16 protein-coding genes and 1 pseudogene are annotated in these 21,749 nt (G+C 46.1%); 6 read left to right on the top strand and 11 right to left on the bottom strand.

The features are described 5' to 3' along the window. Positions 1-307 precede the first annotated feature (307 nt). Together QUA50_RS11015 and QUA50_RS11010 are read right to left on the bottom strand one after the other, a co-directional pair. A complete protein-coding gene (locus tag QUA50_RS11015) occupies positions 308-1,105 on the bottom strand; it encodes a peptidylprolyl isomerase (RefSeq protein ID WP_333263063.1) in 798 nt (265 codons plus the stop codon). 85 nt (positions 1,106-1,190) lie between these two features. Beyond that, a complete protein-coding gene (locus tag QUA50_RS11010) occupies positions 1,191-2,864 on the bottom strand; it encodes a hypothetical protein (protein WP_333263060.1) in 1,674 nt (557 codons plus the stop codon). A gap of 537 nt (positions 2,865-3,401) precedes the next feature. Between QUA50_RS11010 and QUA50_RS11005 the strand changes: the two genes are divergently transcribed. Next, on the top strand, positions 3,402-3,545 hold the full coding sequence (locus QUA50_RS11005) for a hypothetical protein (RefSeq protein WP_333263057.1): 144 nt from the start codon (positions 3,402-3,404) through the stop codon (positions 3,543-3,545). A gap of 347 nt (positions 3,546-3,892) precedes the next feature. Here the strand turns inward: QUA50_RS11005 and QUA50_RS11000 are convergent, their stop codons facing one another. From QUA50_RS11000 to QUA50_RS10965, 8 genes are all read right to left on the bottom strand, one after another. Beyond that, positions 3,893-4,216, bottom strand: a complete 324-nt coding sequence (locus tag QUA50_RS11000) for a hypothetical protein (protein WP_333263054.1) — start codon at positions 4,214-4,216, stop codon at positions 3,893-3,895. Positions 4,217-4,260: 44 nt separating this feature from the next. After that, entirely contained in the window at positions 4,261-6,027 is a 1,767-nt protein-coding gene (locus QUA50_RS10995; RefSeq protein ID WP_333263051.1) for a GNAT family N-acetyltransferase, read from the bottom strand. 121 nt (positions 6,028-6,148) lie between these two features. Continuing rightward, entirely contained in the window at positions 6,149-6,475 is a 327-nt protein-coding gene (locus QUA50_RS10990) for a TonB-dependent receptor (RefSeq protein ID WP_333263048.1), read from the bottom strand. Positions 6,476-6,515: 40 nt separating this feature from the next. Beyond that, positions 6,516-6,761, bottom strand: a complete 246-nt coding sequence (locus tag QUA50_RS10985; protein WP_333263046.1) for a hypothetical protein — start codon at positions 6,759-6,761, stop codon at positions 6,516-6,518. Positions 6,762-7,082: 321 nt separating this feature from the next. Beyond that, positions 7,083-7,358: a hypothetical protein gene (locus QUA50_RS10980; RefSeq protein WP_333263043.1), complete on the bottom strand. Its 276-nt coding sequence runs from the start codon at positions 7,356-7,358 to the stop codon at positions 7,083-7,085. A 405-nt stretch (positions 7,359-7,763) separates the two neighbouring features. Beyond that, positions 7,764-8,234 (bottom strand): HetP family heterocyst commitment protein, encoded by a 471-nt coding sequence (locus QUA50_RS10975; protein ID WP_333263040.1) that lies wholly within the window; start codon positions 8,232-8,234, stop codon positions 7,764-7,766. Between the two features lie 59 nt (positions 8,235-8,293). After that, positions 8,294-10,096: an HlyD family efflux transporter periplasmic adaptor subunit gene (locus QUA50_RS10970; RefSeq protein ID WP_333263038.1), complete on the bottom strand. Its 1,803-nt coding sequence runs from the start codon at positions 10,094-10,096 to the stop codon at positions 8,294-8,296. A gap of 346 nt (positions 10,097-10,442) precedes the next feature. Beyond that, positions 10,443-13,613, bottom strand: coding sequence for an ABC transporter transmembrane domain-containing protein (locus QUA50_RS10965; RefSeq protein ID WP_333263035.1), 3,171 nt, complete (start codon positions 13,611-13,613; stop codon positions 10,443-10,445). 868 nt (positions 13,614-14,481) lie between these two features. On the opposite strand from QUA50_RS10965, the pseudogene QUA50_RS10960 reads away from it, so the two are divergent. Together QUA50_RS10960 and QUA50_RS10955 are read left to right on the top strand one after the other, a co-directional pair. Then, positions 14,482-14,607 (top strand): annotated as a pseudogene (locus QUA50_RS10960) (DEAD/DEAH box helicase); the annotation flags it as partial. Between the two features lie 372 nt (positions 14,608-14,979). Continuing rightward, positions 14,980-15,282, top strand: coding sequence for a UPF0175 family protein (locus QUA50_RS10955; RefSeq protein ID WP_333263033.1), 303 nt, complete (start codon positions 14,980-14,982; stop codon positions 15,280-15,282). A gap of 529 nt (positions 15,283-15,811) precedes the next feature. Here QUA50_RS10955 and QUA50_RS10950 read toward each other — a convergent pair. Beyond that, complete coding sequence (locus tag QUA50_RS10950; protein WP_333263030.1) at positions 15,812-16,987, bottom strand: leucine-rich repeat domain-containing protein; 1,176 nt, start codon at positions 16,985-16,987, stop codon at positions 15,812-15,814. A 285-nt stretch (positions 16,988-17,272) separates the two neighbouring features. Between QUA50_RS10950 and QUA50_RS10945 the strand changes: the two genes are divergently transcribed. The 3 genes from QUA50_RS10945 to QUA50_RS10935 all read left to right on the top strand — a co-directional run bounded on the left by QUA50_RS10945 (position 17,273) and on the right by QUA50_RS10935 (position 21,265). Beyond that, positions 17,273-19,210 (top strand): long-chain fatty acid--CoA ligase, encoded by a 1,938-nt coding sequence (locus QUA50_RS10945; protein WP_333263027.1) that lies wholly within the window; start codon positions 17,273-17,275, stop codon positions 19,208-19,210. 151 nt (positions 19,211-19,361) lie between these two features. After that, positions 19,362-19,802 (top strand): YlqD family protein, encoded by a 441-nt coding sequence (locus QUA50_RS10940; protein ID WP_015179467.1) that lies wholly within the window; start codon positions 19,362-19,364, stop codon positions 19,800-19,802. Between the two features lie 173 nt (positions 19,803-19,975). Further along, positions 19,976-21,265: a dihydrolipoamide acetyltransferase family protein gene (locus tag QUA50_RS10935; protein ID WP_333263025.1), complete on the top strand. Its 1,290-nt coding sequence runs from the start codon at positions 19,976-19,978 to the stop codon at positions 21,263-21,265. Positions 21,266-21,749 lie beyond the last annotated feature (484 nt).

Genomic DNA, 21,749 nt, shown 5'->3' with positions numbered 1-21,749 from the left:
ATTCTTCTCTTGTTTGGATTTTTTTGGTGGCAATCCAGTATAATAGCAGTAATTTTTCTTTACTTACTGCGGTTATAGCCCGTTCGAGTCGATGCTCTAGTTCCTCAACCGTTTCCTGGATTTCTACCTTAAATTTGTTGGCCATATTACATCTCCTCTACTTTTAGCCTACATTTAGTGTACCTTCATAGTGAATTGGTATTACGTAGAACCTCTATATGTGGGGTTCCATGCACACCACACCTTAGCCCTACAAGTAGCGCGTCAAACCACTTAGGCCTCTCTGTACTCCGTGCGTACTCACGTGTTAGATAGGCATCTTTCCTGTTGGGAGATGGGCGTCGGGCTCGCCCGCGCTGAGTAAATTATCCGATTGATTGTACAATAAATAGTTGACCTCGTTAGCCAACCATTCGTTAAACAGATTGTGCAATATTTCTTGATACCGTTCAGGGGTTAATTCCGCCGGGAGAAACTTTTCAACTAGGAACAAGTTATATCCTAGTTCTGTTTCAATTGGACGAATCACTTCTCCGGGTTTAGCGCTAAATACGGCGACGGCTATGTCTGGTTTTAAACTCCACCGATAAACCTTGCCTTCGCAACCGCATATATGCCGGCGATTTTCGTCAATATCGTAAAGGTGAGCGGCATCAAAAAAACTAATTTCTCCTTCTTGAATTTGATAAAATAGTTCCCGAGCAAGCTGCGGGCTGGCAACAACTATTTGATAAAGAATTATTTGATCGAATTGCAATTTGTTTTGAACAAAAATCTTTTCTACTTCTTTGCTAAACAAGTGTTCGGCTAGTTTTTGGCTGAGAAGCCGATCGCAAATTCCGGCCTCTAGATATTCTACAGAAATCATCTGATCGACCAGCCAAGCAATCGTATCGGCGGCTTTCTCCAAACGCTTCTCCCGGCGGAGTTGGTCGCCCACAGCTTGAATTTCGTCGGGAGTCACAGTTAACCCCCGTTCCTTGGCTGCTTTCTCAATAACTTTTTTCTGCAAAACCTTTTGACTAAATGTTTTTAATTGCATCTCTTGTCTGAGTTGTTCGATGATTTCACTTGCTTCAATTAATGGCCCGTAAAAGTCCTTCATCTTTCTCTATCAACCTATATAAATTTATTAACTTCATCCCCGGACGCTTCCTGCGGGGTAGTTGGGGTTAACGGTTAACGGTTAGCTACAAGATGTCATTTGGCAAACTAATAAAATCAGCATTGCTCAAAGTTGTTGCACCCGCTGCGTTAACTGTTCCCAAAACAACAGCTAAAATTCGATCGCCATTATTTGAACTAAACTTGACCAGAGTCGCGTCTGCCGTACCGTCACCATCCGCATCAAACGCGACGAGTGTCAAGTCTGCTACCGAAAGTCCCCCTATTAGCCCTATTCGATCGCCTTGAGCGGGATTGAAATCAACGACTCGATCGGCTAACAATGGATTAGCTGCTGCACTCCCTGTTTCGGATCTCAAGGCAAAGGTATCAGCGCCGCTACCTCCAATCAATGTATCGCTGCCGAAGTCGCCGCAAAGAAAATCGTCGCTGTTGCCACCACTGAGCAAATCTTGACCTTTTCCTCCCCGCAAAGTGTCGTTTCCATCGCCTCCATCGATCGCATCATCACCTTTGTTACCTGTGACAATATCGTCGCCGCTTCCTGCAAAAATTCGATCGCTCCCGCTACCGCAAATAATCACATCGCTGTCGCTGGTGCCGAGCCAATATCCGTCGCCGTTGCTGTCGTAGCTGATAGTTAATGCTGCAGGATAGTTTTCTGGGGCGACCATTTCTGGAGGCGCGGTTGTCTCAGCATTGCTGCTGTTGGTATTGTTGCCGGGAAGTGCGATCGAATTATTGCTGTTACTGTTATCTGTGGGATTAGAAGCGATCGCGCTGCTGTCACCACCAGCCGTACCCGCATTCTCATTATTTGAGGGTGTTGGCGGTGTTGGCGGTGTTGGCGGTGTTGGCGGTGTTGGCGCTGGTGCGGGCGCTGGTGCGGGCGCTGGTGTTGCGATGTTAGTTGTGATGTTAGTTGTTGGTGGAGCGCCTGTAGCAGCGGTTGCTTCTGCACTGCCAGAAGTAGCTCCCGGAGTATAGCCTGTCTGATTGCTAGTGCTACTGCCTGCGGGGGAAGTTACTGTCGCGCTGCTGTTGTTAGTAACGCCTTGATTATTGGCGATCGAGCTCGTTTCGCTCGAACTGCTACTCTCTGAAGGCGCTGGTGTTGGTGCTGGTGTTGGCGCTGGTGTTGGTGCTGGTGTTGGCGCTGGTACGGGGGCTGGCGCTGGTGCGGGCGCTGGTGTTGGCGCTGGTGCTGGTGCTGGTGTTGGCGCTGGTGCGGGCGCTGGTGTTGGCGCTGGTGCGGGCGCTGGTGTTGGCGCTGGTACGGGGGCTGGTGCTGGTGCGGGCGCTGGTGCTGGTGCGGGTGCGGGCGCTGGTGTTGGTGCTGGTGCGGGTGCGGGCGCTGGTGTTGGCGCTGGTTCAGGCGCGGGCGTTGGTGCTGGTGCTGGCGCTGGTGTTGGCGCTGGTGTTGCTGCTGGAGCCGAAGCTGTGGCGCTAGTAGTTGGCGGAGCAACGGAAGAAGTTTGCGCTTGTGCACTCCCGCTGCTAGAGGTAGCCCCCGCAGCGTAAGCAGTCTCACTGCTGGTACTGCTTCCCGTCGGGGAAGTGGCTGTCGCACTGCTGGTGCTGCCTGCACCGCTGTTATCTACAAAGGCACTAGATGTGCTGGAACTACTGCTGCTGCCCGCACCAGGGTTATTCGCCAACGAATTCAAGGTGTTTAAACTATTGCTGTTTCCAACAATATTATTTAAGGACTCAGGAGCTAATGAATCTAATGGAGGCATCGCGATTTATCTCCTTTTACCTGTATGTAAAGACCAAAAGCACTTGCACGAGCGCTGACATTGCCAATCTCAATGAATGCCAATGTAGGATTTTAAAGAGTGTGAAACAATTGGTTTTGACTTCAGACTAAAGACTGAAATATTTTTAATAAATGAACCTTGGTGCATCCCGAAAATAGGACGAAATAAAACTGTTACTAATACCAATCTGGGCGATCGGTACAGATTGCCATTTGCATTTGATTTAGCCATCACCATCACTCTCAAAAGGCTTGTATAAATTTAAACTGCACCTTCCTTGCACTCGCCCTTACTCAAAAAATATGAGGGCGTACTGCTAAAGATGAGCAAAAACCGTGTTTTATTTCGATTTACCTAAATATATCTGGACTAATTAGAGGTATGTTGCCAATTTGGCAGATTTGTTTCAAATTATCAGACTTACGCAAGTTTTCAATGTTTACACTCTTTGTATCCGAGCGCGCCCTTGCTGGTGTTGAAGGCCGATCGACACACCGCTGCTCCCGTTCCTGAATTTTGATTGACAGAGCGGGGTTTGGCAGCAGTTTGATGACTGTGGTTGACCGGATGGGAGGGGACTTGGAAGGGCGGTTGGAGGGGCTTGCATCAGCCTCTAAGGCGACGGATTTGGCCGATTTGAATACGATCGCGATCGAATAGATGCGGAGTCATGGCAGGTGCAGGGCGATCGCGATCGCCCCGCACCTGCGATGATGGGGAAGTAATTAGAATTGGCATTCAGCGAGTAGGGGCGATCGGCTTTTTCCTGGGCTGAAACCAGCTCGTACCCCTGACGTAGTGGTTAATAACTCTCTTTTGTCACTTCGGGCGAGAGTATAGCGGTATGGTGCGTCGCTCATTGATAGTCGTAAACAATCAGAATTCTGGCGGCGACGCACCCTACTTTAATTAGAATAGGAGTAGGATAATCATCTCTACCAAAAGTGACAGAAGAGGGATAATTAAAAGCTAAAAAGGGCTTAAGCCCTCAGTGCAAGCTATCAAAGTTAGTGTGGCAAGTCCATCGCCTTCACAGTAACAGTCTCAAAAGCATAGTTTGCTCCCGATCCTGATTTAATTTTTACTTGGACTTTATCAAAGCCTGAGTAGTAAACATCAACATCAGCTAGAGGATTAGTGCCAATGGCTATAGCTGTTCCTGTACCCGTTGCTTTCGTAACTTTACCTTTGTTTCTAAAAATAATGTCTGTAGCAGTCAAAGTGTTTCCACTGTCCACTACTGCAAAGGCATCCAATCCCAATGCAGCACCCCCTAAAATCAACTCGTTTTCTGAAATATTTTTGAGGTAGGACAAATCAGATATCAACATAATAATGCTCCTTGTTTTTAAACTAATCGAAACTCACTTACAGGCTAGGCAGGTATGGGAGTTTTTCGCTCGCAGTTACTTGCGGTTTGATGTTCAGCTTGTTCTTGCAGCAGCCGCTCCAAATTATAGTGAGCCTCTGCTAAATCTGGTTTCATAGAGAGGGATTGGCGATAGTAGGCGATCGCTGTTTTTAAATCCCCTACTTGTTTACATTTGGAGCCTAAATCATTGTTCATTGCCGCGTAATGAGCTTGTTTCTCTAAGGATAGCTTTCCTTGAGCATGAAGCGCATTAGCTAAGTTAACCTCAGCTTCAACGCAATCCGGCTTTAGTTCTAGCGCTTTTTGATAGTAGGCGATCGCATCTTCCCATTTGCCTTGCTGCTGTAGAGCATAGCCAAGGTTATTGTATGCGGCGATCGCATCAGGCTGTAGAGCTAGGATTTGATGATAGGATTCTATCGCGTCGGATAACCGATCTTGAGTTTGATATAAATTCCCCAAACCAAATAAAGCCTTGATAGAGTTTGGCTGCACCTGAAGCAGGTTTTTCAGTAAATTTTCTGCCGTTTGGTACTCACCTTTTTGCCTCATCAACACCCCCAGTCCATAGAGTGCTTCTGGATGATTTGATTGAGCTGCCAAAATCTGATGGTATCCCTGCTCAGCTTTGGTGAGTCGGTTCGCTCGATGATCCCGCACAGCAAGTTGAATTGCTAAAGGAAGAAGATCCCTAACATCCTGTTGTCTCTTCTGGCCATTCTTGTATGTGGCTACGATATGCTGCAGGTGCCGATCTTTAGCTCCAAAAGAATACTTATATTCCTCATTCCCAATTAAAAAGTCGTACACTTTAAATCCATTTTGAATCGCGTATCGAATTGCATCAGCATGGAGGATAAGCCCCGGTGGAGGATTTTTAAAAGTTTGATCGCGACCTGTAATCACAAATAGCATGGATTTTTGCTGAAAATCAACAAAGTTGGCGATCGCCCCTAAAGGTCTGCCTCCTTTCCACAGAACCGAAAGATACAGACAGTTATGTTCAAAACAATGACGTAAAATAAGGCGATTGTAACCCAGGAGCACCTCAAAGGTATCCCCTTTTTGCTTTTTCCATCTGGACTCCCATAATTTGAGTAGGATTTCAATATGAGATTTCCAATTTTCTGCGTTAATGTGGGTGATATAAAACTCATCAGAGCTGTCAACTTTCCTTAAAAAGCGTCTGATTTTTTGACGAGTATTGACACCGACAGAGTTTTGCAGATATTGCTCCCAGTCATCTGGTAATGAAACATAAGGAGCCAGATAAATATCGGGTTCTTCTTCATTCACATTTTGAAGGCGGACTTGACTAATTTCAAAACAATCGGTACAGAAATTACTCAAGAAGAGAGACATCCGTGTATCTGTTTCTAGAATACTTTTTACATTGAAACTAGACCATACTAACTTTTGCTGGATGTAAGCAGCAAAAGCAGGAATTACTTCGGCTTCATAACCAGGCAGGCAAATAAGTCCTGTGTAATCTGCCATGCTATTTCCTGCCATGCAGATTTCTGTTTCAAAGCCGCCTCCATCCTGGTGGTTTAATAAAGTTTTTAGAGGGAAAAAAGCAACATAGGATGAATCTTTGGTATCTGGTTTTGCAGCTAATATGAAGCACGGCTCATGCACCATCTGCAACCATCCAGATAACCAAATCCAGGATAAGAAAAAGTGAGCCTGACGATCGGCAGCGTATACAGAATCCCAATTTTCTCTGATTTTCTTAAATGTTTCAAAATTATCAATTTTCTCAATCTGCATATAATTTTTCCTCACGAATTATACTCCCCATATTTGTCGGTTAAGACTAGATCCTCCTAATCCTCCTGAGAGGATGTCTGAAACCCAGCATTATCCATCCTCTTCCTATCGGGTGAGATTATTAACGCCCAAAAAATGAAATTGAAGTGCTGCGAATTGTAGATGAAGCAGTTTGGTTTCCAGTGTTTGCATAGGCTGTGCCTGTTGCATAGGCTCTACTATACTCAAGATTACCCAAGTCTTTAACCGTTGTGTTGGTTACAGTATTTGTATAAGTTTGATTGCCAATGGCAAGTCCACCTGCAACAGCTATCGCATATCCACGACCCGCTGCTGTTGTGGCGAATGTATCAGCGTAAACATTGCCACCACCTACAACAACTGTGATTTCGCTTTCGTTAATTGGTTCTAAATAACTTAAGTCAGAGATGATTAAGCAATATTTCATGGCAGGATAACGATAAGTTTTTAGCAGACTAAATTCATTATTAAATTGAAGAGATTCTAGAGGAACTCGATGTTGATGAAGTGCTGCTAAAACTAGATGAAGAAGAACTACTAGAACTCGATTTGGCGTAACTGCTGGAGCTATTAGCAGATGAAACCTTTACAGAAACGCTTTGACTAATTTCACCTCGATCATCGCCAGATGCTTCGACTACGCTTTTCGCCTCAGCAATAATTTTCCCATCGGGTGAGACTATGCGTTTGACAACAACTTTATAGTCAGTCATGAATTTTAAACCAATTTTTGTTGATAATAAAATTGGATAGATCCTAAATTTTTGATTGGGAGATGGTAATTGCCTAAAGCTCCATTTTCAACTAGATGGCGGTAGTTAATTACTTGTTTTAAAGCAAAATAATCAACTAGGTAAATCATCTACTAAGTAAGGCGGTCAGAATCAACCCAACTATGTAAGAAAACCTCAATTCTCTGTATTAAATTATTAGTAGGGCTTGAGCTCTGAAGCCCTACTATCAAATAGTTGAAATTGTTTCTGCCGACCCACTTATTCCAATTTCCAAGTGACTTGATGAATTGGAGTTATATGCTAGCTAGCTGCAGAAAATCCTGTGGAGGCAGAATACTTACCTTCTACAACAGTAGTAAAGATTTGGGTGGAGGTATCTTTCCCAAAAGCTTCAGATTGAGCTGTCGCTAGATTGCCCTTGATGTCAACAAATTGCGTGTAAATTTTGTCAACGTCAAAGCGTTCCTTAACATTGAGTTTAGCAAAAACATTTGAGTTGAGGCGGCCGAAAAAGATACCACCAACTACATCAGAAGTTTCAGCAGTCTCCAAGTAGTTCAGATCGGAAATAATCATGGCTTTTATCCTTTTTGCTTGTGAGTTGTTTGCTAGAAGCAACCTTTGGTTGTTCTGTATTTAATATAGCTAGGCTAATCATACCTGTGTTGCCATTTTGGCAGATTAATTTTGCTAGGTACTGAAAACGAAAAAGGTAGGCTACTCAATCAACTTGAGTAGGATTAGTATTGCCGAAACAGAGGAATAACAGTATTAAACTCGATCGCGAATCAGTATAAATCGACAATAGCTAAAATCGGGTTTCTGAGTATAAAGTAATTAATTTGGCTAAGGTTGCCATTTTGGCAGATTTATTGAAAGCGCGGATGTTCGATACTCAAAAACCCGATCGCCCGCAGCTCCTTCTACCAAAAAACAGGTACGCTCAAGGCTAGCGATCGGGTTGTCGGTATCTCGACTAAATTACTTACCCGCCCAATTAAACAAGCGCGTCTTAAATCCCGCAAAAAATCCTTGACTTGGAATTGGCAAACACTCAACCTTCGGCATCGAGAGATATTGCCCTTCCTTGACTTCAAGTCCAAAACCTCTGGTATCTGAGTGCAACTCGCTAAAAGCCTCAGTTACATAACCCCCTCGAACTCCGGCTCGTTTTTCCCTCACCACTTCCACATAATCTAAATCCGCAATTTTGCCCGATGCAGGCTTAGTTTCCGATTTACTCGACTTGCTGATTTGACTGTTTTCCTTAAGCAAGCGGTTGGAAGTACGGTAAGGGATATAGTCTAGAGGGTTGTAACCCGTGCACCGCAAAAGTAAAAAACAAGCCCAAGAATACTTTCCTGCCAGGATGGCTGAAATTATCTCATCCAATTGTTCTGGTTTGATTCCAACTTGGGAATGATTGGCAGAATGGTGAAATTGGGAATTCATTATTTTATCCTGTTTTGTGTATAGAGAGTGACAAAGGACAACAACCACTTAACTAAGTTCTACAAACTCATGCCGCCCTTTTGTAGCTGCTTGAGAGGGTCAAGCAAAATGTCGGCTATGCTGCGCTGGCGGATGACAATTTCTGCAGAAGCTGTTTGGCCGGCTTTGAGTTTCCAGGTTTGATTTTTGGCTTTCACTGAGTCTCGATCGATACTCACTTCTACCCGGTAAAAAACACCCAATCGCTCGTCGGTTTTGGCATCTGGCGAAATAGATAAAACTTTTCCCTCAATCACGCCGTAATTTTGATAAGGAAAAGCATCGAATTTGACTTGCACCGGCATTCCGGTTTTGACAAATCCCGCTTCTCGGTTCGGCAAACTGACTTCGAGCACCAGAGGAGCATGATTCGGAGTCATTTCTGCAATAGTTTGACCCGGTTGAACTACTTCGCCGGTGTTGTAAATGTTGAGTGCGGAAATCACTCCGCTGACGGGTGCGTAGAGAAATCTTTGTTTGAGCTTATTTTTTGCTTGATCGAGCAGGGTTTGGGTTTCGGCAATTTTGGATTTGACTTGATTTAATTGCATTTCCAACTGCTGAATTTTTTGCTCTTTTTCTAACTGCATTTGGCGCGCTGCAGCTTGTTTGCTGGCGGCTTCGGCTTGCAGTCGATCGACTTCTGCCAGTTGTTGAGTTAATTCACCTTGGGTTCTAGAAATGGCTGTAGTTCGATCGCGCAAATTTTGCTCGACTTCAAACAACCTTTCCTTAACCCCAGTTGCCTCAGACAGTTGACTCCTGATAGCAGCACTTTGCCTGTCGCGAACGGTTTGCTCGACTTCAAAAGCGCGATCGTCAGCCTGAGTTGTCTCACCCAACTGGCTTCTAATCACCGCATTTTCGCTTTCTCGCAGAGCTTCCTCAGCTTGAAACAATACGTCTTTAGACAGTGCTCCCTCATCTACCAAAGGTTTGAGACGCGCGATCCGCTCTTTGTGAGCCACGACTTTTGCTTGCAACCCGGCCAGCAATTCTTGAGTCTTGCGTTGCAACGGTTTCACCCCATCGCGCCGCCCTTGCTGGGAATTAATATCTGTATTCAGTTGCGAGAGCAAGTCTTGCACATTCTTTTCCAGAGGTTTGAGCTGTTGCTTGCGCGCTTGCTGAGACACTAAATCTGCTTGCAATTGCTCGATTTGAGACTGCGTGGTGGCGGCTGAAGCGATCGCGCGGGCGATCGCAGCTTCAGCCCCCCGCTTGTCAGCAGCAGCAATAGCTTGGCTAGCTTCCGCTTCCAGTTTAGTTCTCTCGATCGAACTCATCTCTTGCACCAATTGAATTCGATAAGCGTCCAAAACTTGATCGAGACGCTCCACCTCGCTCTCGGCATTCGACGGGTCTAATTCCGCCAATAATTGTCCAGCTTTGATTTTTTGACCTTCTTTGATAGCGAGGTTAATAATTTTTCCCGTCTCCGTCGGGTGAATTTTGTAAACAGCGCCTTTGGGAACTAATTTACCCTGAGCATGACCAACCTCGTCAATTTTTCCCAAAGTTGCCCACGCTCCAAAAGCTACGGAAAAAACCATTCCTCCTAATATCAACCGCTGGGGAAAATATACTGGCGGCTGGTCGAGTACCGAGTGCAAAGAAGTAGACCAATTATTCGCATCAGGCTGCCGCAACTTGGCAATATTGATACCGTCATGAGTTTGACAGGAGCGCTTTTGAGATTCGACTACTTCTAAAGAGCGGTCTTTTTTTCTGAGTTCGTTTTCTTGCCTAGAAGCTACGCCCCCGTAGACTTCACCTATTTCGTTAGGAGCGCGGCCTAATTGTTTGCCATCTTCTGAAAACATTGTCTTTCCTCCAAATTAGTCTTTTGACTGTTGGCAGTTGGCAGTTGTTAGGAGCTATCAGTCAGGAGTCAGAAGTAAGTGATATCATTTCCGGTCGAGCGAGATCGATTTTTGTAGGGGAGGGTTCGCCAACAATACCTGCTAATAATTGACAATCTCAAAAACCCGCCCGACCGGGATATTATGGTTAATCGATCGGACATGATATGAAAATTATCTTTAGCCTTGTCTTGCTAATGACTAATGACTAATGACCAATAACTAATGACCAATAACTAATGACCAATAACTAATGACCAATAACTAATGACCAATGACTAATGACTGATGACCAATGACTAATGACTTAAATATCGAGTTGTTGCTGAGCGAGGTGATAGTAAAGTCCGCGTTCAGCCATCAATTCGTCGTGGTTGCCTTGTTCGGCTAAAATGCCTTTGTCTAGAACCAAAATGCGATCGGCATTACGCACCGTAGACAACCGGTGAGCGATAATAAACGCAGTGCGATCGCGACTAATGCGGGCGAGATTTTGCTGAAACCTGCGCTCAGATTCGGTATCCAGCGAAGAAGTTGCTTCATCCAAAACCAAAATTCGGGGATCGCCCAAAAGAGCGCGGGCGATCGCAATTCGCTGTCGCTGGCCCCCAGACAAACTCGTTCCCCTTTCCCCCACAGGAGTTTGATAACCAAGCGGCATATCTTGAATAAAAGCGTGAGCTTCTGCTAGCTTCGCCACTTCTATCGCCTGTTCCAAGCTTGCAGAATCCGCATCGTTTCCGTTTTTATACAGCGTAATATTTTCCAAAATCGTTCCCGAAAACAAGAAACAATCTTGAGGAACAACACCCAACTGAACTCGCAGCGACTGCAAAGAAATGTGCCGAATATCGTGGCCGTCAATTGTCAGCCGCCCCTTTTCTGGATAATAGAAACCTTGCAGCAACTTTACCAAAGTGCTCTTACCGGAACCGCTGCGGCCGACAATTGCCACAGTTTCTCCAGCTTGCACCTCAAAGGAAAGATTTTGCAGCGTATTGCGTTCCTCATCCTGAGCATAACGGAAAGAAACATTGTCAAACTTGACGTTTCCCTGAATGCGAGGCAGCACCAGCATTGGCTTGTAAGGGCTTTCTTCAGGTTGGGCAGAGAATACATCATCCAAACGCTCGATCGAAACCAGCACTTCTTGAAACTCATCCCAAAGTCCCACCACTGAAAGCACAGGAGAAATTACGCTCCCAATCATCATATTAAAAGCCACAAATTGACCGATCGTCAACTCGTCTTGAATCACCAGCATTGCCCCGTACCACAGCAAAGCCGTACTCCCCAAAGTATTAATCCCGCCCCCGATCACCTGCAAAGAATTCGCCAACTTCTGCCCGCGAAATTTAGCATTAATCATCGAAGTTAATTGGTCTTCCCAGCGCCAACGCATTTCTCGCTCAGCAGCAGTTGCCTTAACCGTAGCTACCCCAGTAATCATTTCCACCAAAGATGAATTTTGCTTGGCACTTTCGGTAAAAATCTCGCGGGACACTTTTCGCAGAAAGGGAGTTGCGATTAAAGTCAAAATCACGATCGGCGGAATCAACGCCAGCACCAACAAAGCCAGACGCCAGTTATAGTAAACCATCAGTCCGATGTAAACTACAGCCATCAAAGCATCCAACCAAGCCGTAATAGCTTGGCGAGTCAAAAATGCCTGAATTTTTTGATTTTCCTGAACCCGCGTCAAGATATCGCCCACCTGACGAGATTCAAAAAACTTAATCGGCAAACTGAGAGTGTGACTGATAAAGCCGCTAATTAAAGTCACGTCAATGCGGTTCGACAAATAATCCAGCAAATACTGTCTCGTTGCACCCAACAGCGTTCGCCAAACACTAAACAGCAGCAGTCCGATCGCAAAAACGTGCAGAGTTACTACGCTTTTGCTGACAACCACTTGGTCGAGAATTACTTGAGTAAATAGGGGAGTAACTAAACCAAATAGTTGGAGCAACAAGGAGAGGATCAGAATTTGGGCGATCGCAGCCCGGTAGGGCCAGACTATGCCAACAAAATCTTTAAGTTTGATGCCTTGATGTTCGGCAGTGTGATTGCGGTAGAGTTCCGCTGTCGGGTCTAAAATTAGGGCGTACCCAGTCCAATTTTCGGTAAAACTTTTAATGCTCATCCACCGCTTGCCCGCAGCCGGATCGGCAACTAAAACCTGTTGATTTTTAAAGCGGTAAACTGCCACGTAGTGATTGCCTTGCCAGTGAGCAATCCAGGGATTTTGATTTCGCAGCGGAGTTAAAGAAGCTCGCACGGGACGGGTTTGAAAGCCCATCCTTTCCGCTGCTTTTGCCAGACTCTTGAGCGAAGCGCCGCTGCGGCCAATTTCTGCCAATTCGCGCAAGTAATTTAGGCTGAATTTTTTACCCCAATACTCGCTAATCATCGCTAAGCAAGTTGCTCCACAATCTGCTGCGCTCTGTTGTTGAATGAATGGGTGTCTGCTGCTCAACCAGCGCCGCTGCTTGGGTTTGGGAAAGCTGATGATTCCGGTTGCGGCTTTTTGCCGAGCAACTGCGGTTAATTTTGATGGCTCGGTTTGTGGGCTATATCTGGCATCTTGGGGCGGCGTTACTAAGCTTAAAATTGGAGGTTTGCGAATGATTTTAGGGCGGGAATTGCTTTCGGAACTAATTGTGGCTTTGGCTATTTCCCACTGTTCGCTGCTAAGCTGGTAAATTATCAGGTTTGTTACCGCTATCCAGTCGCTCTTTACGTCTGAATGTTCCCAATTACTGCCGAGAATTGGCGGTGATTGACCTTGAATTTGACCGCTGCGGAGCCAAAAATGATTGTTGGAGTTTTGGCAGTGCTCAGCGATGGAAACTCCGGCAGTAATTCGGCTTTCTTCTGTGTAAGGAAGTAAGTGCGGCCACAGAAGCTGTTGTTTGTGGGGAGGGAGCGATCGCAAATCTGTTTGTGTCTTGAAAAAGATTAACCGCTGTCGCTTTTGAAATTCTTGCCGCCAGTGCAGTTGCAGTTGCGGGAATTCTTCTAAAATCAGCTCCAATGTGGTGGCGGAAATTCGACCGATTTGGCAAGTCCCAGCCGCAATAGCCCTGTAAGGCAGTCCGCTTTCAATAAATAGGTGATCTGTGCCAAATATTGCTCCGACTTCCAGTACCACCGCCGAAATCTCCTGCTGTTGCGACGCTTCTACCGCTAGCAGCCTGACTCTTCCCTCGCAAACTAAATAAAAATTGCGTGAAGCGAAGCTATCCCGTAGGGAATCCTTCTGTTCTTTTTCAAGGAAATTGTTGCTATTATCTGATGTTTGATATTGAGTGATTTCATCTCCGAGTTGAAACTCGCAAATTTCACAGGCTGTATTTAATTTCGCCACTAAAGTCTGCCCTGCACCGACTTCCTCGAAATTTTTATGAATGGCCGGGAAATTTTCCAAGGCTTCTGGGGTTTTAAAAATTTGATTTCCCACCCCTAATTTTTTTTTCATAACTTACCCTGTCAAAAAAGTGTTTCATTTTTTTTGAATGGCAACTAACCCGGTTATGAGCGATTTTTATTGGTTTAGTTGCAACCTAGTTGGCTTACAAACTGTTTGTCGATACAGCACTTTCCAGGTAAGTGAAGTACAGAGAAACCGGGTTTCTTGAATAAAACTGGTTTCTGGCGATAAATCCAGAAGAAACCCGGTTTCTGGGGTGTACTTTATAAACCTGGAATCCGCTGTATGTCCGACTAACACCTCTTAGTTACGGCATCCCTTCAACGCCTTTAGGATATATAAAATTGCGTTTTTTCAGGATTTTGTGGTGATTACGTAAGTGTGGTTTTGGCTGGCTCTCAGTTTAACTTACAGAATCGTGGTTTTGGCTACCTTTAAGGGCAATCTTTACGTAATCTTTATATAACTACCGTAATTATACGGAATATTTGTGAAGATTGTGTGAAGCTGGGCGAGGCAGGTGTTGTGTGCGGCATACGTATATCTACAGAGAAATTGACATTCAGAACTCAAAAACCATCAATTTTCGACGCTCGTTTGTGAAATCCAGGGCCCGATCGTGGTAAAGAAATATTGATGGCTGTTAATTTGTAGCAGCAATTCAAGCAATTAATTGACCCTCTGGTCTGGGTATATAACGGATTAAAGTAAGATGGAAAGTTTTGCGATTGATAACGGTCTTCCATTTGGGGGTGACTTCTGTGATGGCCTAAACCCATCACTATCGCTACCCATCACTATGAATCTAAACCCCGATTAAAAGTATCGGTTTCTCTGCTTAAGGAATTTTGTGCGATCGCACTCAGTGTATTGGTTCTCCAAAAGCATGGAATAGTGTAGAATCCAACAACCAACTCAGGAAATTGTCGAACCTGCTTTACAAAAACTGGATATGATGATTGTCATCCCGACGGGCGGTGGCAAGTCTTTGTATTTTCAATTACCGACACTGTTGAAAGCAGGATTGACGGTAGTGATTTCGTAGTTAATTGCTCTGATACAATACCAGATAGTTGCGTTGCGGTAAGTCATTAACTATGCAGAATCCAGCGATTGCCGCCGCAAAATCTAGTTAAATTATTTTGGGGATGGGAGGAAGGGTACTTTTCGGCACATCTTAGCCGTATCATCTGTTGTTGAATTCACCCTATTTCATGCCGCTTCACCTGAGTTCTGCTCAGTCAAGGCAACTGCTAGTAATTGAGCAGCCTGCACGTTACTCATTGCGACTTCCCAAATGCCTTTTGCACAATAGCTGTAAAAGTTAGGAACAGGCAGAAACAATGAATCAAAGTTTAATGAATCTGTAAGATCGCACTTCAGAGACAATTGAAATAAAAAGGTACTATAAATTATGCAAATTACGATCGACCTTCCCGACAACCTCCCCCTGACTGAAGCCGATGTGAGGATAGAATTGGCGATCGTACTTTATCAGCAGCACAGCCTCCGTCTCGATAAAGCCGCTCAACTCGCTGTAATGTCTGTGGACGACTTGTACCAACTATTAATCAGCCGCCATATTGTCACCCCGCCCGCAGATCCCGATGACGAACCCACCGAACTCGTCCTAGCTAGCCTCCGTACCTCCCTCCAGCAAATTAAAGAAGGCAAATTACATCCTATTTCCGAACTGTGGGATGGCATTGATGACTGACGAGACACCCCAAATCCAGCTTCTCTTTTCCGATGAGTTCAAAACACGACTTCGCACCTTACCTTAATTAAACGCTACCGCAGTATCCGCACCGACCTAAAACCGCTACTTGATGAGCTACAGTCTGGCAATTTCATCGGCGACCAAATCCCCGGCACAGGCTACACTGTTTTCAAAGTCCGCCTCAAAAACAGCGACATCCAAAAAGGCAAAAAAAGTGGCGGCTAGCGAGTTATCTATCAACTCAGGGGCGATACCTACATCTTACTCGTCGTTATCTACTCCAAGTCAGACCAAGATGACATCCCAGCTAATCAAATTCGAGACATTATCGATCGCACTTAAAAGACCATCAAAATTAAAAAGTAGCTTAAATCATGCAAATTACGATCGACCTTCCCGACAATCTCCCCCTGACTGAAGCCGATGTGCGACTCGAACTCGCGATCGAACTTTATCAGCAGCACAGCCATCGTCATTGAAATATTGAAGTGCGATCGGGCATCATTTTCAAGTTTTATGGTTTGGGTTATGGTTCCCACTTACAGATAGACTCTGGCGAAAGAGGACAAGTCTTGGGAGCGATCGGATTGCCATTGAGGTCGAGATATGTCAGGTTAGTCAAGGATGCTAGCGGTTTGATATCCCTGATTTGATTATTGCTGAGGTCGAGATATGTCAGGTTAGTCAAGGATGCTAGCGGTTTGATCTCGCCGATCCGATTGCCTCTGAGGATCAGCTTCGTCAGGTTAGTCAAGGATGCTAGCGGTTTGATCTCGCCGCTCTGATTTCCTTCGAGGCTGAGTTCAGTCAGGTTAGTCAAGGATACTAGCGGTTTGATCTCGCCGCTCTGATTTCCCTTGAGCCAGAGCTTCGTCAGGTTAGTCAAGGATGCTAGCGGTTTGATATCGCCGATCCCATCGCCACTGAGCCACAGCTTCGTCAGTTTCGTCAAAGATGCTAGCGGTTTGATGTCGCCGATTTGATTTCCGATGAGCCTGAGATCCATCAGGTTAGTCAAGGATGCTAGCGGTTTGATGTCGCCGATCTGATTATTGATGAGGTCGAGTTCAGTCAGTTTCGTCAAAGATGCTAGCGGTTTGATGTCGCCGATTTGATTTCCTTGGAGGACGAGCTGTGTCAGGTGAGTCAAGGATGCTAGCGGTTTGATGTCGCTGATTTCATTGAAGGTGAGGTCGATCGCAGTCAGGTTAGTCAAGGATACTAGCGGTTTGATGTCGCCGATTTTATTGCCATCAAGGTGGAGCTGTGTCAGGTGAGTCAAGGATGCTAGCGGTTTGATGTCGCTGATTTGATTGTAGCTGAGGTAGAGATTGGTCAGGTTAGTCAAGGATACTAGCGGTTTGATGTCGCCGATTTCATTGAAGGCGAGGGCGAGCTGTGTCAGGTTAGTCAAGGATGCTAGCGGTTTGATATCGCCGATCCCCTGGTGGTTGAGGTAGAGCTCCGTGAGACTAGAAAGTTTCCGATCGGCCGCATCGCAATCATTAGTCCCCGCTTCCTTCAACAGCACATCAACGGTATATTTGGTTTCAGGACTCAAATCAGCTTTTTGGCGACACCAATCAGCAAATGTTCGTCTACTATTTTCTGGTTGCGTCTGTGCAACTTTGGCTCCAAGTACATTTCCACATGATGCCGCGATCGCACTCAAAGCAACTACTATAAACTTTCGTAAATTCATATATTTCTGTTTAACTTTGTTTGCTAAATGGATAATTGTGCATCAAATACCAAAGAAACCGGGTTTTTGATCGATATTAAAGGCTGCGATCGAACATTTTTGCAAAAAAGCCGATTTCTGCCTCAGCCCGATCGATGAAAAGATAACAACAACTAACAAAAAATAGCCTCTCTCAGGTACAGACAGGTATGCAAACTGTCCCGGTTCGATCGCCCCCCTTCAGATATAAATTAATAATAGATTCACAAACAACTCTTTAATCTCACACAAATCGCAAAAATCCTTATGAACAACACATCCTATCAAATGGCAGATCGCGAACGCGCGAACCTCAGCCGCCTGATCGATTACAGTTCCATTCGATCGATACCCGAAATTTGGGCTACCGTCAAACAAAAATTCGGTCAAACCGTCGCCCTCCACGACCCCCACAGCCAGCCAGAAATCAAATTCACCTACACCGACCTCTACCAGCAAATCCAGCAATTCGCCGCCGGCCTCCAAGCCCTCGGCATCGAACCAAATCCCGAAGAAGCAGTCCCTCCCCGCGTCGCCCTCTTCGCCGACAACAGCCCCCGCTGGCTGATAGCCGACCAAGGCATCATGATGGCCGGGGCCGCCAACGCCGTTCGAGGTGCCACCGCCGACCCCGAAGAACTTTTGTACATCATCCAAGACAGCGGCAGCAGTGCCTTGGTAGTCGAAAACCTGGCATTACTGAAAAAACTGCAACACCGCCTCCCAGATTTGCCCGTTCAACTCATCGTCCTCCTCTCGGACGAAGAACCGGAAATCAGCCAAACCCTGAGCACAGTCAAATTTTCCCAAGTCATGACCACAGGGGCCAACCGTCCCCTCAAACCCACCAACCACAGCCAGCAAACCCTCGCCACCCTCCTCTACACCAGCGGCACCACCGGCAAACCCAAAGGCGTCATGCTGACTCACGGCAACCTGCTGCACCAAGTCACCACTTTAGGTACAGTTCTCCAGCCAGAACCGGGCGAATGCGCCCTCAGTATGTTGCCCAGTTGGCACGCTTACGAACGCAGCGTCGAATACTTCCTGCTTTCCCAAGGATGCACCCAAATTTACACCAATATTCGCTATTTCAAACAAGACTTTAAAGCCTACAAACCCCACTACATGGTCAGCGTTCCGCGCATCTGGGAATCGATTTACGAGGCAGTACAAAAGCAATTTCGGGAACAGCCAGCCAACAAACAAAAATTGGTGAATTTCCTGTTATCTGCCAGCCAGCAATACATCGAGAACCGCCGCATTTCCCAAGGATTAACTCTGAGTTTGACACCGGCTTCTGCTTCCGAAAAACTAATCGCCCGCATCAAAAGCATTCTGTGGTCGCCCGTACACGCCCTGGCCGAAAAATTGGTTTACAAAAAAGTCAGGGAAGCTACAGGGGGACGCTTAAAATGGGCAATTAGCGGAGGCGGTTCTTTGGCCGCGCATATAGACAATTTCTTTGAAATAGCGAATATCGGTTTGTTGGTGGGATACGGTTTAACCGAAACTTCGCCGGTTTTAACTGTGCGCCGCCCTTGGCACAATCTTAAAGGTTCCGCAGGACAGCCTCTAGCCCATACGGAAATTAAAATAGTAGACCCGGAAACCAGACAGCAACTGCCAACAGGCCAGCGCGGTTTAGTATTGGCGCGGGGGCCGCAAATTATGGCAGGTTATTATCTCAATCCCCAAGCGACTGCCAAGGCGATAGACTCCCAAGGCTGGTTCGACACCGGCGATTTGGGCTGGCTGACACCGGGAAATGACTTAATCTTGACCGGGCGGGCCAAAGATACGATCGTCCTCACCAACGGCGAAAACATCGAACCCCAGCCCATAGAAGACGCCTGCGTCCGCAGCCCCTACATCGACCAAATTATGTTAGTAGGTCAAGACCAGAAATCCGTCGGCGCCTTAATTGTCCCCAATGCAGAAGCCGTGCAGAAATGGGCAGAAACTCAGACTCCCCCATTACACGAAATTGACTGGAATAGCAAGACAATTCAAGATTTATTCCGCAAAGAATTGAACCGAGAGGTGCAAAATCGCCCTGGATACCGCGCGGACGATCGCATCGGCCCGTTTCGGTTGATTCAGGAGCCATTTTCGATCGAAAATGGAATGTTGACCCAGACCCTGAAAATTAAGCGCCCGGTTGTGACGCAACACTACCGCGATATGATTGACGGGATGTTTTGAAATATTCGCAGGACTTGGGGAATGGAAAAGCAAAAATTATCCCAACACCCGAGTCCCGAGTCCGAGTCCTCAGTCCTGGGCCATTAGTTCATGTTTACCAACTAATGACTAATGACTAATGCCTAATTCCTAATTGACAAGCAACAACTTTATGGAACCACAATTACTCTTGAAACGATCGATTAACGTTAAAGTCGTCGTTACTCCCCGCTGGAAAGAAGAAGCTCAACAGCAACTCCAAGCCCAAATCAACCAAATTGATTCTCAGCTACAACAGTTAGAAATGCAAGGGCAGCGGATGATTTCAGAAATCCAAAAGCAAAATCTGCAGCCCCCAGGCCCGCAAGTAATGCAGCAAATAGAAAACATTCAAGTGCAGGTGAATCAAAGAAAAAGCGAACTGCTAGAACAGAAAAACCAAAACCTGCAACAGCTTCAGCAAGTGCAGGTGCTAGACCTGGAACAAGAAGTGAGTCAAGGTCAAATTGACGGCACGTTCACTGTCGGGCTCGGAGAAAACTTGATTCAAAAAATGCAAGTAGAAATTCTCCTCCGCGACGGCATAGTCGAAGAAATTCGAGGTGATATTTAGAAATTGGTAAGTGGTAATTGGCGATCGGTAATTGGCAATTGATTTTGAGTCAACAGTCACACATCAAGAATGCGAGAGACTGGCATAATAATAAGTATTGCCGGTAGCCGATCGCCAATTATCAATTGCCAAATACCGATTACCTATTACCAACACAAAAGGACTTTTTACAGATGATTCGCGAAGTTTTCATGCCAGCCCTGAGTTCGACAATGACAGAGGGCAAAATTGTTTCCTGGGTCAAATCCGCCGGAGACAAAGTAGAAAAAGGCGAAACGGTGGTAGTCGTTGAATCCGACAAAGCCGACATGGATGTCGAGTCTTTCTACGAAGGCTATTTAGCAATAATTATCGTACCTGCAGGCGAAGTTGCTCCGGTGGGGGCGGCAATCGCCCTAGTGGCAGAAACAGAAGCCGAAATCGCCGTCGCTCAGCAGCAAGGAGCCGCCGCTCCAACCCCAGCAGCAGCCCCGGCTCCCAGCCCCGCTCCTGTCAGCGCAGCTACATCCTCAGCAGGTTTACAGCAAAATGTCAGCCGCCAAAACGGCCGCAGCGTCGTTTCTCCCCGCGCTCGCAAATTAGCCAAAGAGTTTAAAGTAGATTTGAATTCTATCAAAGGCAGCGGGCCCAACGGTCGCATTGTCGCAGAGGATGTGGAAGCAGCAGCCGGCAAAGCTCAACCCGCTCCGGTTCAGCAAGCGGTAACAGTTCCCGCAGCACCCGCCCCCGCAGCACCCGCCCCCGCAGCAGCCAAACCCGCACCCGCACCAGTCCCGGCGATCGCACTTTCGGGCCAAAAAGTACCGATGAATGCGCTGCAAAATGCGGTGGTGCGGAATATGGAAGCAAGTTTGAGCGTGCCTTCTTTCCGCGTGGGTTACACAATTACTACTGATAATCTCGACAAACTCTACAAACAAATTAAGTCGAAGGGCGTCACGATGACGGCTATGCTGGCGAAGGCTGTAGCTGTAACTTTACAAAAACATCCTCTGCTGAATGCTTCTTATGTGGAGTCGGGAATTCAATACCGCGCTGATATTAATGTGGCGGTAGCGGTGGCGATGGATGGCGGTGGTTTGATTACGCCGGTGTTGCAAAATGCCGATCGCCTCGATATTTATTCGCTCTCTCGCACTTGGAAGGATTTAGTCGATCGCGCTCGCACCAAGCAGTTGAAGCCTGATGAATACAGCACGGGAACTTTTACTCTTTCCAATTTGGGAATGTTTGGAGTAGACAAGTTTGACGCGATTTTGCCGCCGAATCAAGGCTCGATTTTGGCGATCGGCTCTTCGCGGCCGCAAGTAGTAGCTAATGAAGATGGTTTGATGGGAGTGAAGCGGCAAATGCAGGTGAATATTACTTGCGATCACCGGATTATTTACGGTGCTGATGCTGCGTCTTTCTTGCAAGATTTAGCGAAATTGATTGAGACAAATCCTCAGTCTTTGACGCTTTAGCGATCGTCCTAAATCTCCCTTTTACTCTTATTGGCAGGAAAGGGGGATTTAGACTTAGCTTTGAATGAGATTTCTAATTTCGGAATGATTTAACCGCAGAGACCGCAGAGGACACAGAGGAAGAGAAGAGAGAGATTAATAATTCCGATACCAACGGATTTGATATTACTCGTTAATACAATGAAAGTGCAAGTTTTGTCTGTTCAACCTGCGAGGCAACCTAATACTCACCAGGTTTTGGTGTCAGTTGGTACGCATACACACAAATTTCTTTTTACCACAAGTTGGTTGATGTGTTTGAGGAATTTTGGATTTTAGGTGGATGTTTGCAGTAAATTCGCCGATCGCCCAATTTAGCACAGACGTAGCGCTCAGCTTTCGATCGCACCTTCGTGAGTCCGCGCACCATTTCCAAAATTGTTGGGCGTGAAGTCGGTTTCTATCGTCGGACGCTCAAACAATTTACCAATTACCAATTACCAAC

The sequence above is a fragment of the Microcoleus sp. M2_D5 genome, assembly GCF_036701935.1.
Taxonomy (GTDB): domain Bacteria; phylum Cyanobacteriota; class Cyanobacteriia; order Cyanobacteriales; family Microcoleaceae; genus Microcoleus.
This window is presented reverse-complemented; position numbering and strand designations above follow the sequence as displayed.

Coding starts and splice junctions, on each gene's coding strand:
- QUA50_RS11015 (WP_333263063.1), bottom strand. CDS start 1,105: ATGAAGGACTTTTACGGGCCATTAATTGAAGCAAGTGAAATCATCGAA.
- QUA50_RS11010 (WP_333263060.1), bottom strand. CDS start 2,864: ATGCCTCCATTAGATTCATTAGCTCCTGAGTCCTTAAATAATATTGTT.
- QUA50_RS11000 (WP_333263054.1), bottom strand. CDS start 4,216: ATGTTGATATCTGATTTGTCCTACCTCAAAAATATTTCAGAAAACGAG.
- QUA50_RS10995 (WP_333263051.1), bottom strand. CDS start 6,027: ATGCAGATTGAGAAAATTGATAATTTTGAAACATTTAAGAAAATCAGA.
- QUA50_RS10990 (WP_333263048.1), bottom strand. CDS start 6,475: ATGAAATATTGCTTAATCATCTCTGACTTAAGTTATTTAGAACCAATT.
- QUA50_RS10985 (WP_333263046.1), bottom strand. CDS start 6,761: ATGACTGACTATAAAGTTGTTGTCAAACGCATAGTCTCACCCGATGGG.
- QUA50_RS10980 (WP_333263043.1), bottom strand. CDS start 7,358: ATGATTATTTCCGATCTGAACTACTTGGAGACTGCTGAAACTTCTGAT.
- QUA50_RS10975 (WP_333263040.1), bottom strand. CDS start 8,234: ATGAATTCCCAATTTCACCATTCTGCCAATCATTCCCAAGTTGGAATC.
- QUA50_RS10970 (WP_333263038.1), bottom strand. CDS start 10,096: ATGTTTTCAGAAGATGGCAAACAATTAGGCCGCGCTCCTAACGAAATA.
- QUA50_RS10965 (WP_333263035.1), bottom strand. CDS start 13,613: ATGAAAAAAAAATTAGGGGTGGGAAATCAAATTTTTAAAACCCCAGAA.
- QUA50_RS10955 (WP_333263033.1), top strand. CDS start 14,980: ATGCAAATTACGATCGACCTTCCCGACAACCTCCCCCTGACTGAAGCC.
- QUA50_RS10950 (WP_333263030.1), bottom strand. CDS start 16,987: ATGAATTTACGAAAGTTTATAGTAGTTGCTTTGAGTGCGATCGCGGCA.
- QUA50_RS10945 (WP_333263027.1), top strand. CDS start 17,273: ATGAACAACACATCCTATCAAATGGCAGATCGCGAACGCGCGAACCTC.
- QUA50_RS10940 (WP_015179467.1), top strand. CDS start 19,362: ATGGAACCACAATTACTCTTGAAACGATCGATTAACGTTAAAGTCGTC.
- QUA50_RS10935 (WP_333263025.1), top strand. CDS start 19,976: ATGATTCGCGAAGTTTTCATGCCAGCCCTGAGTTCGACAATGACAGAG.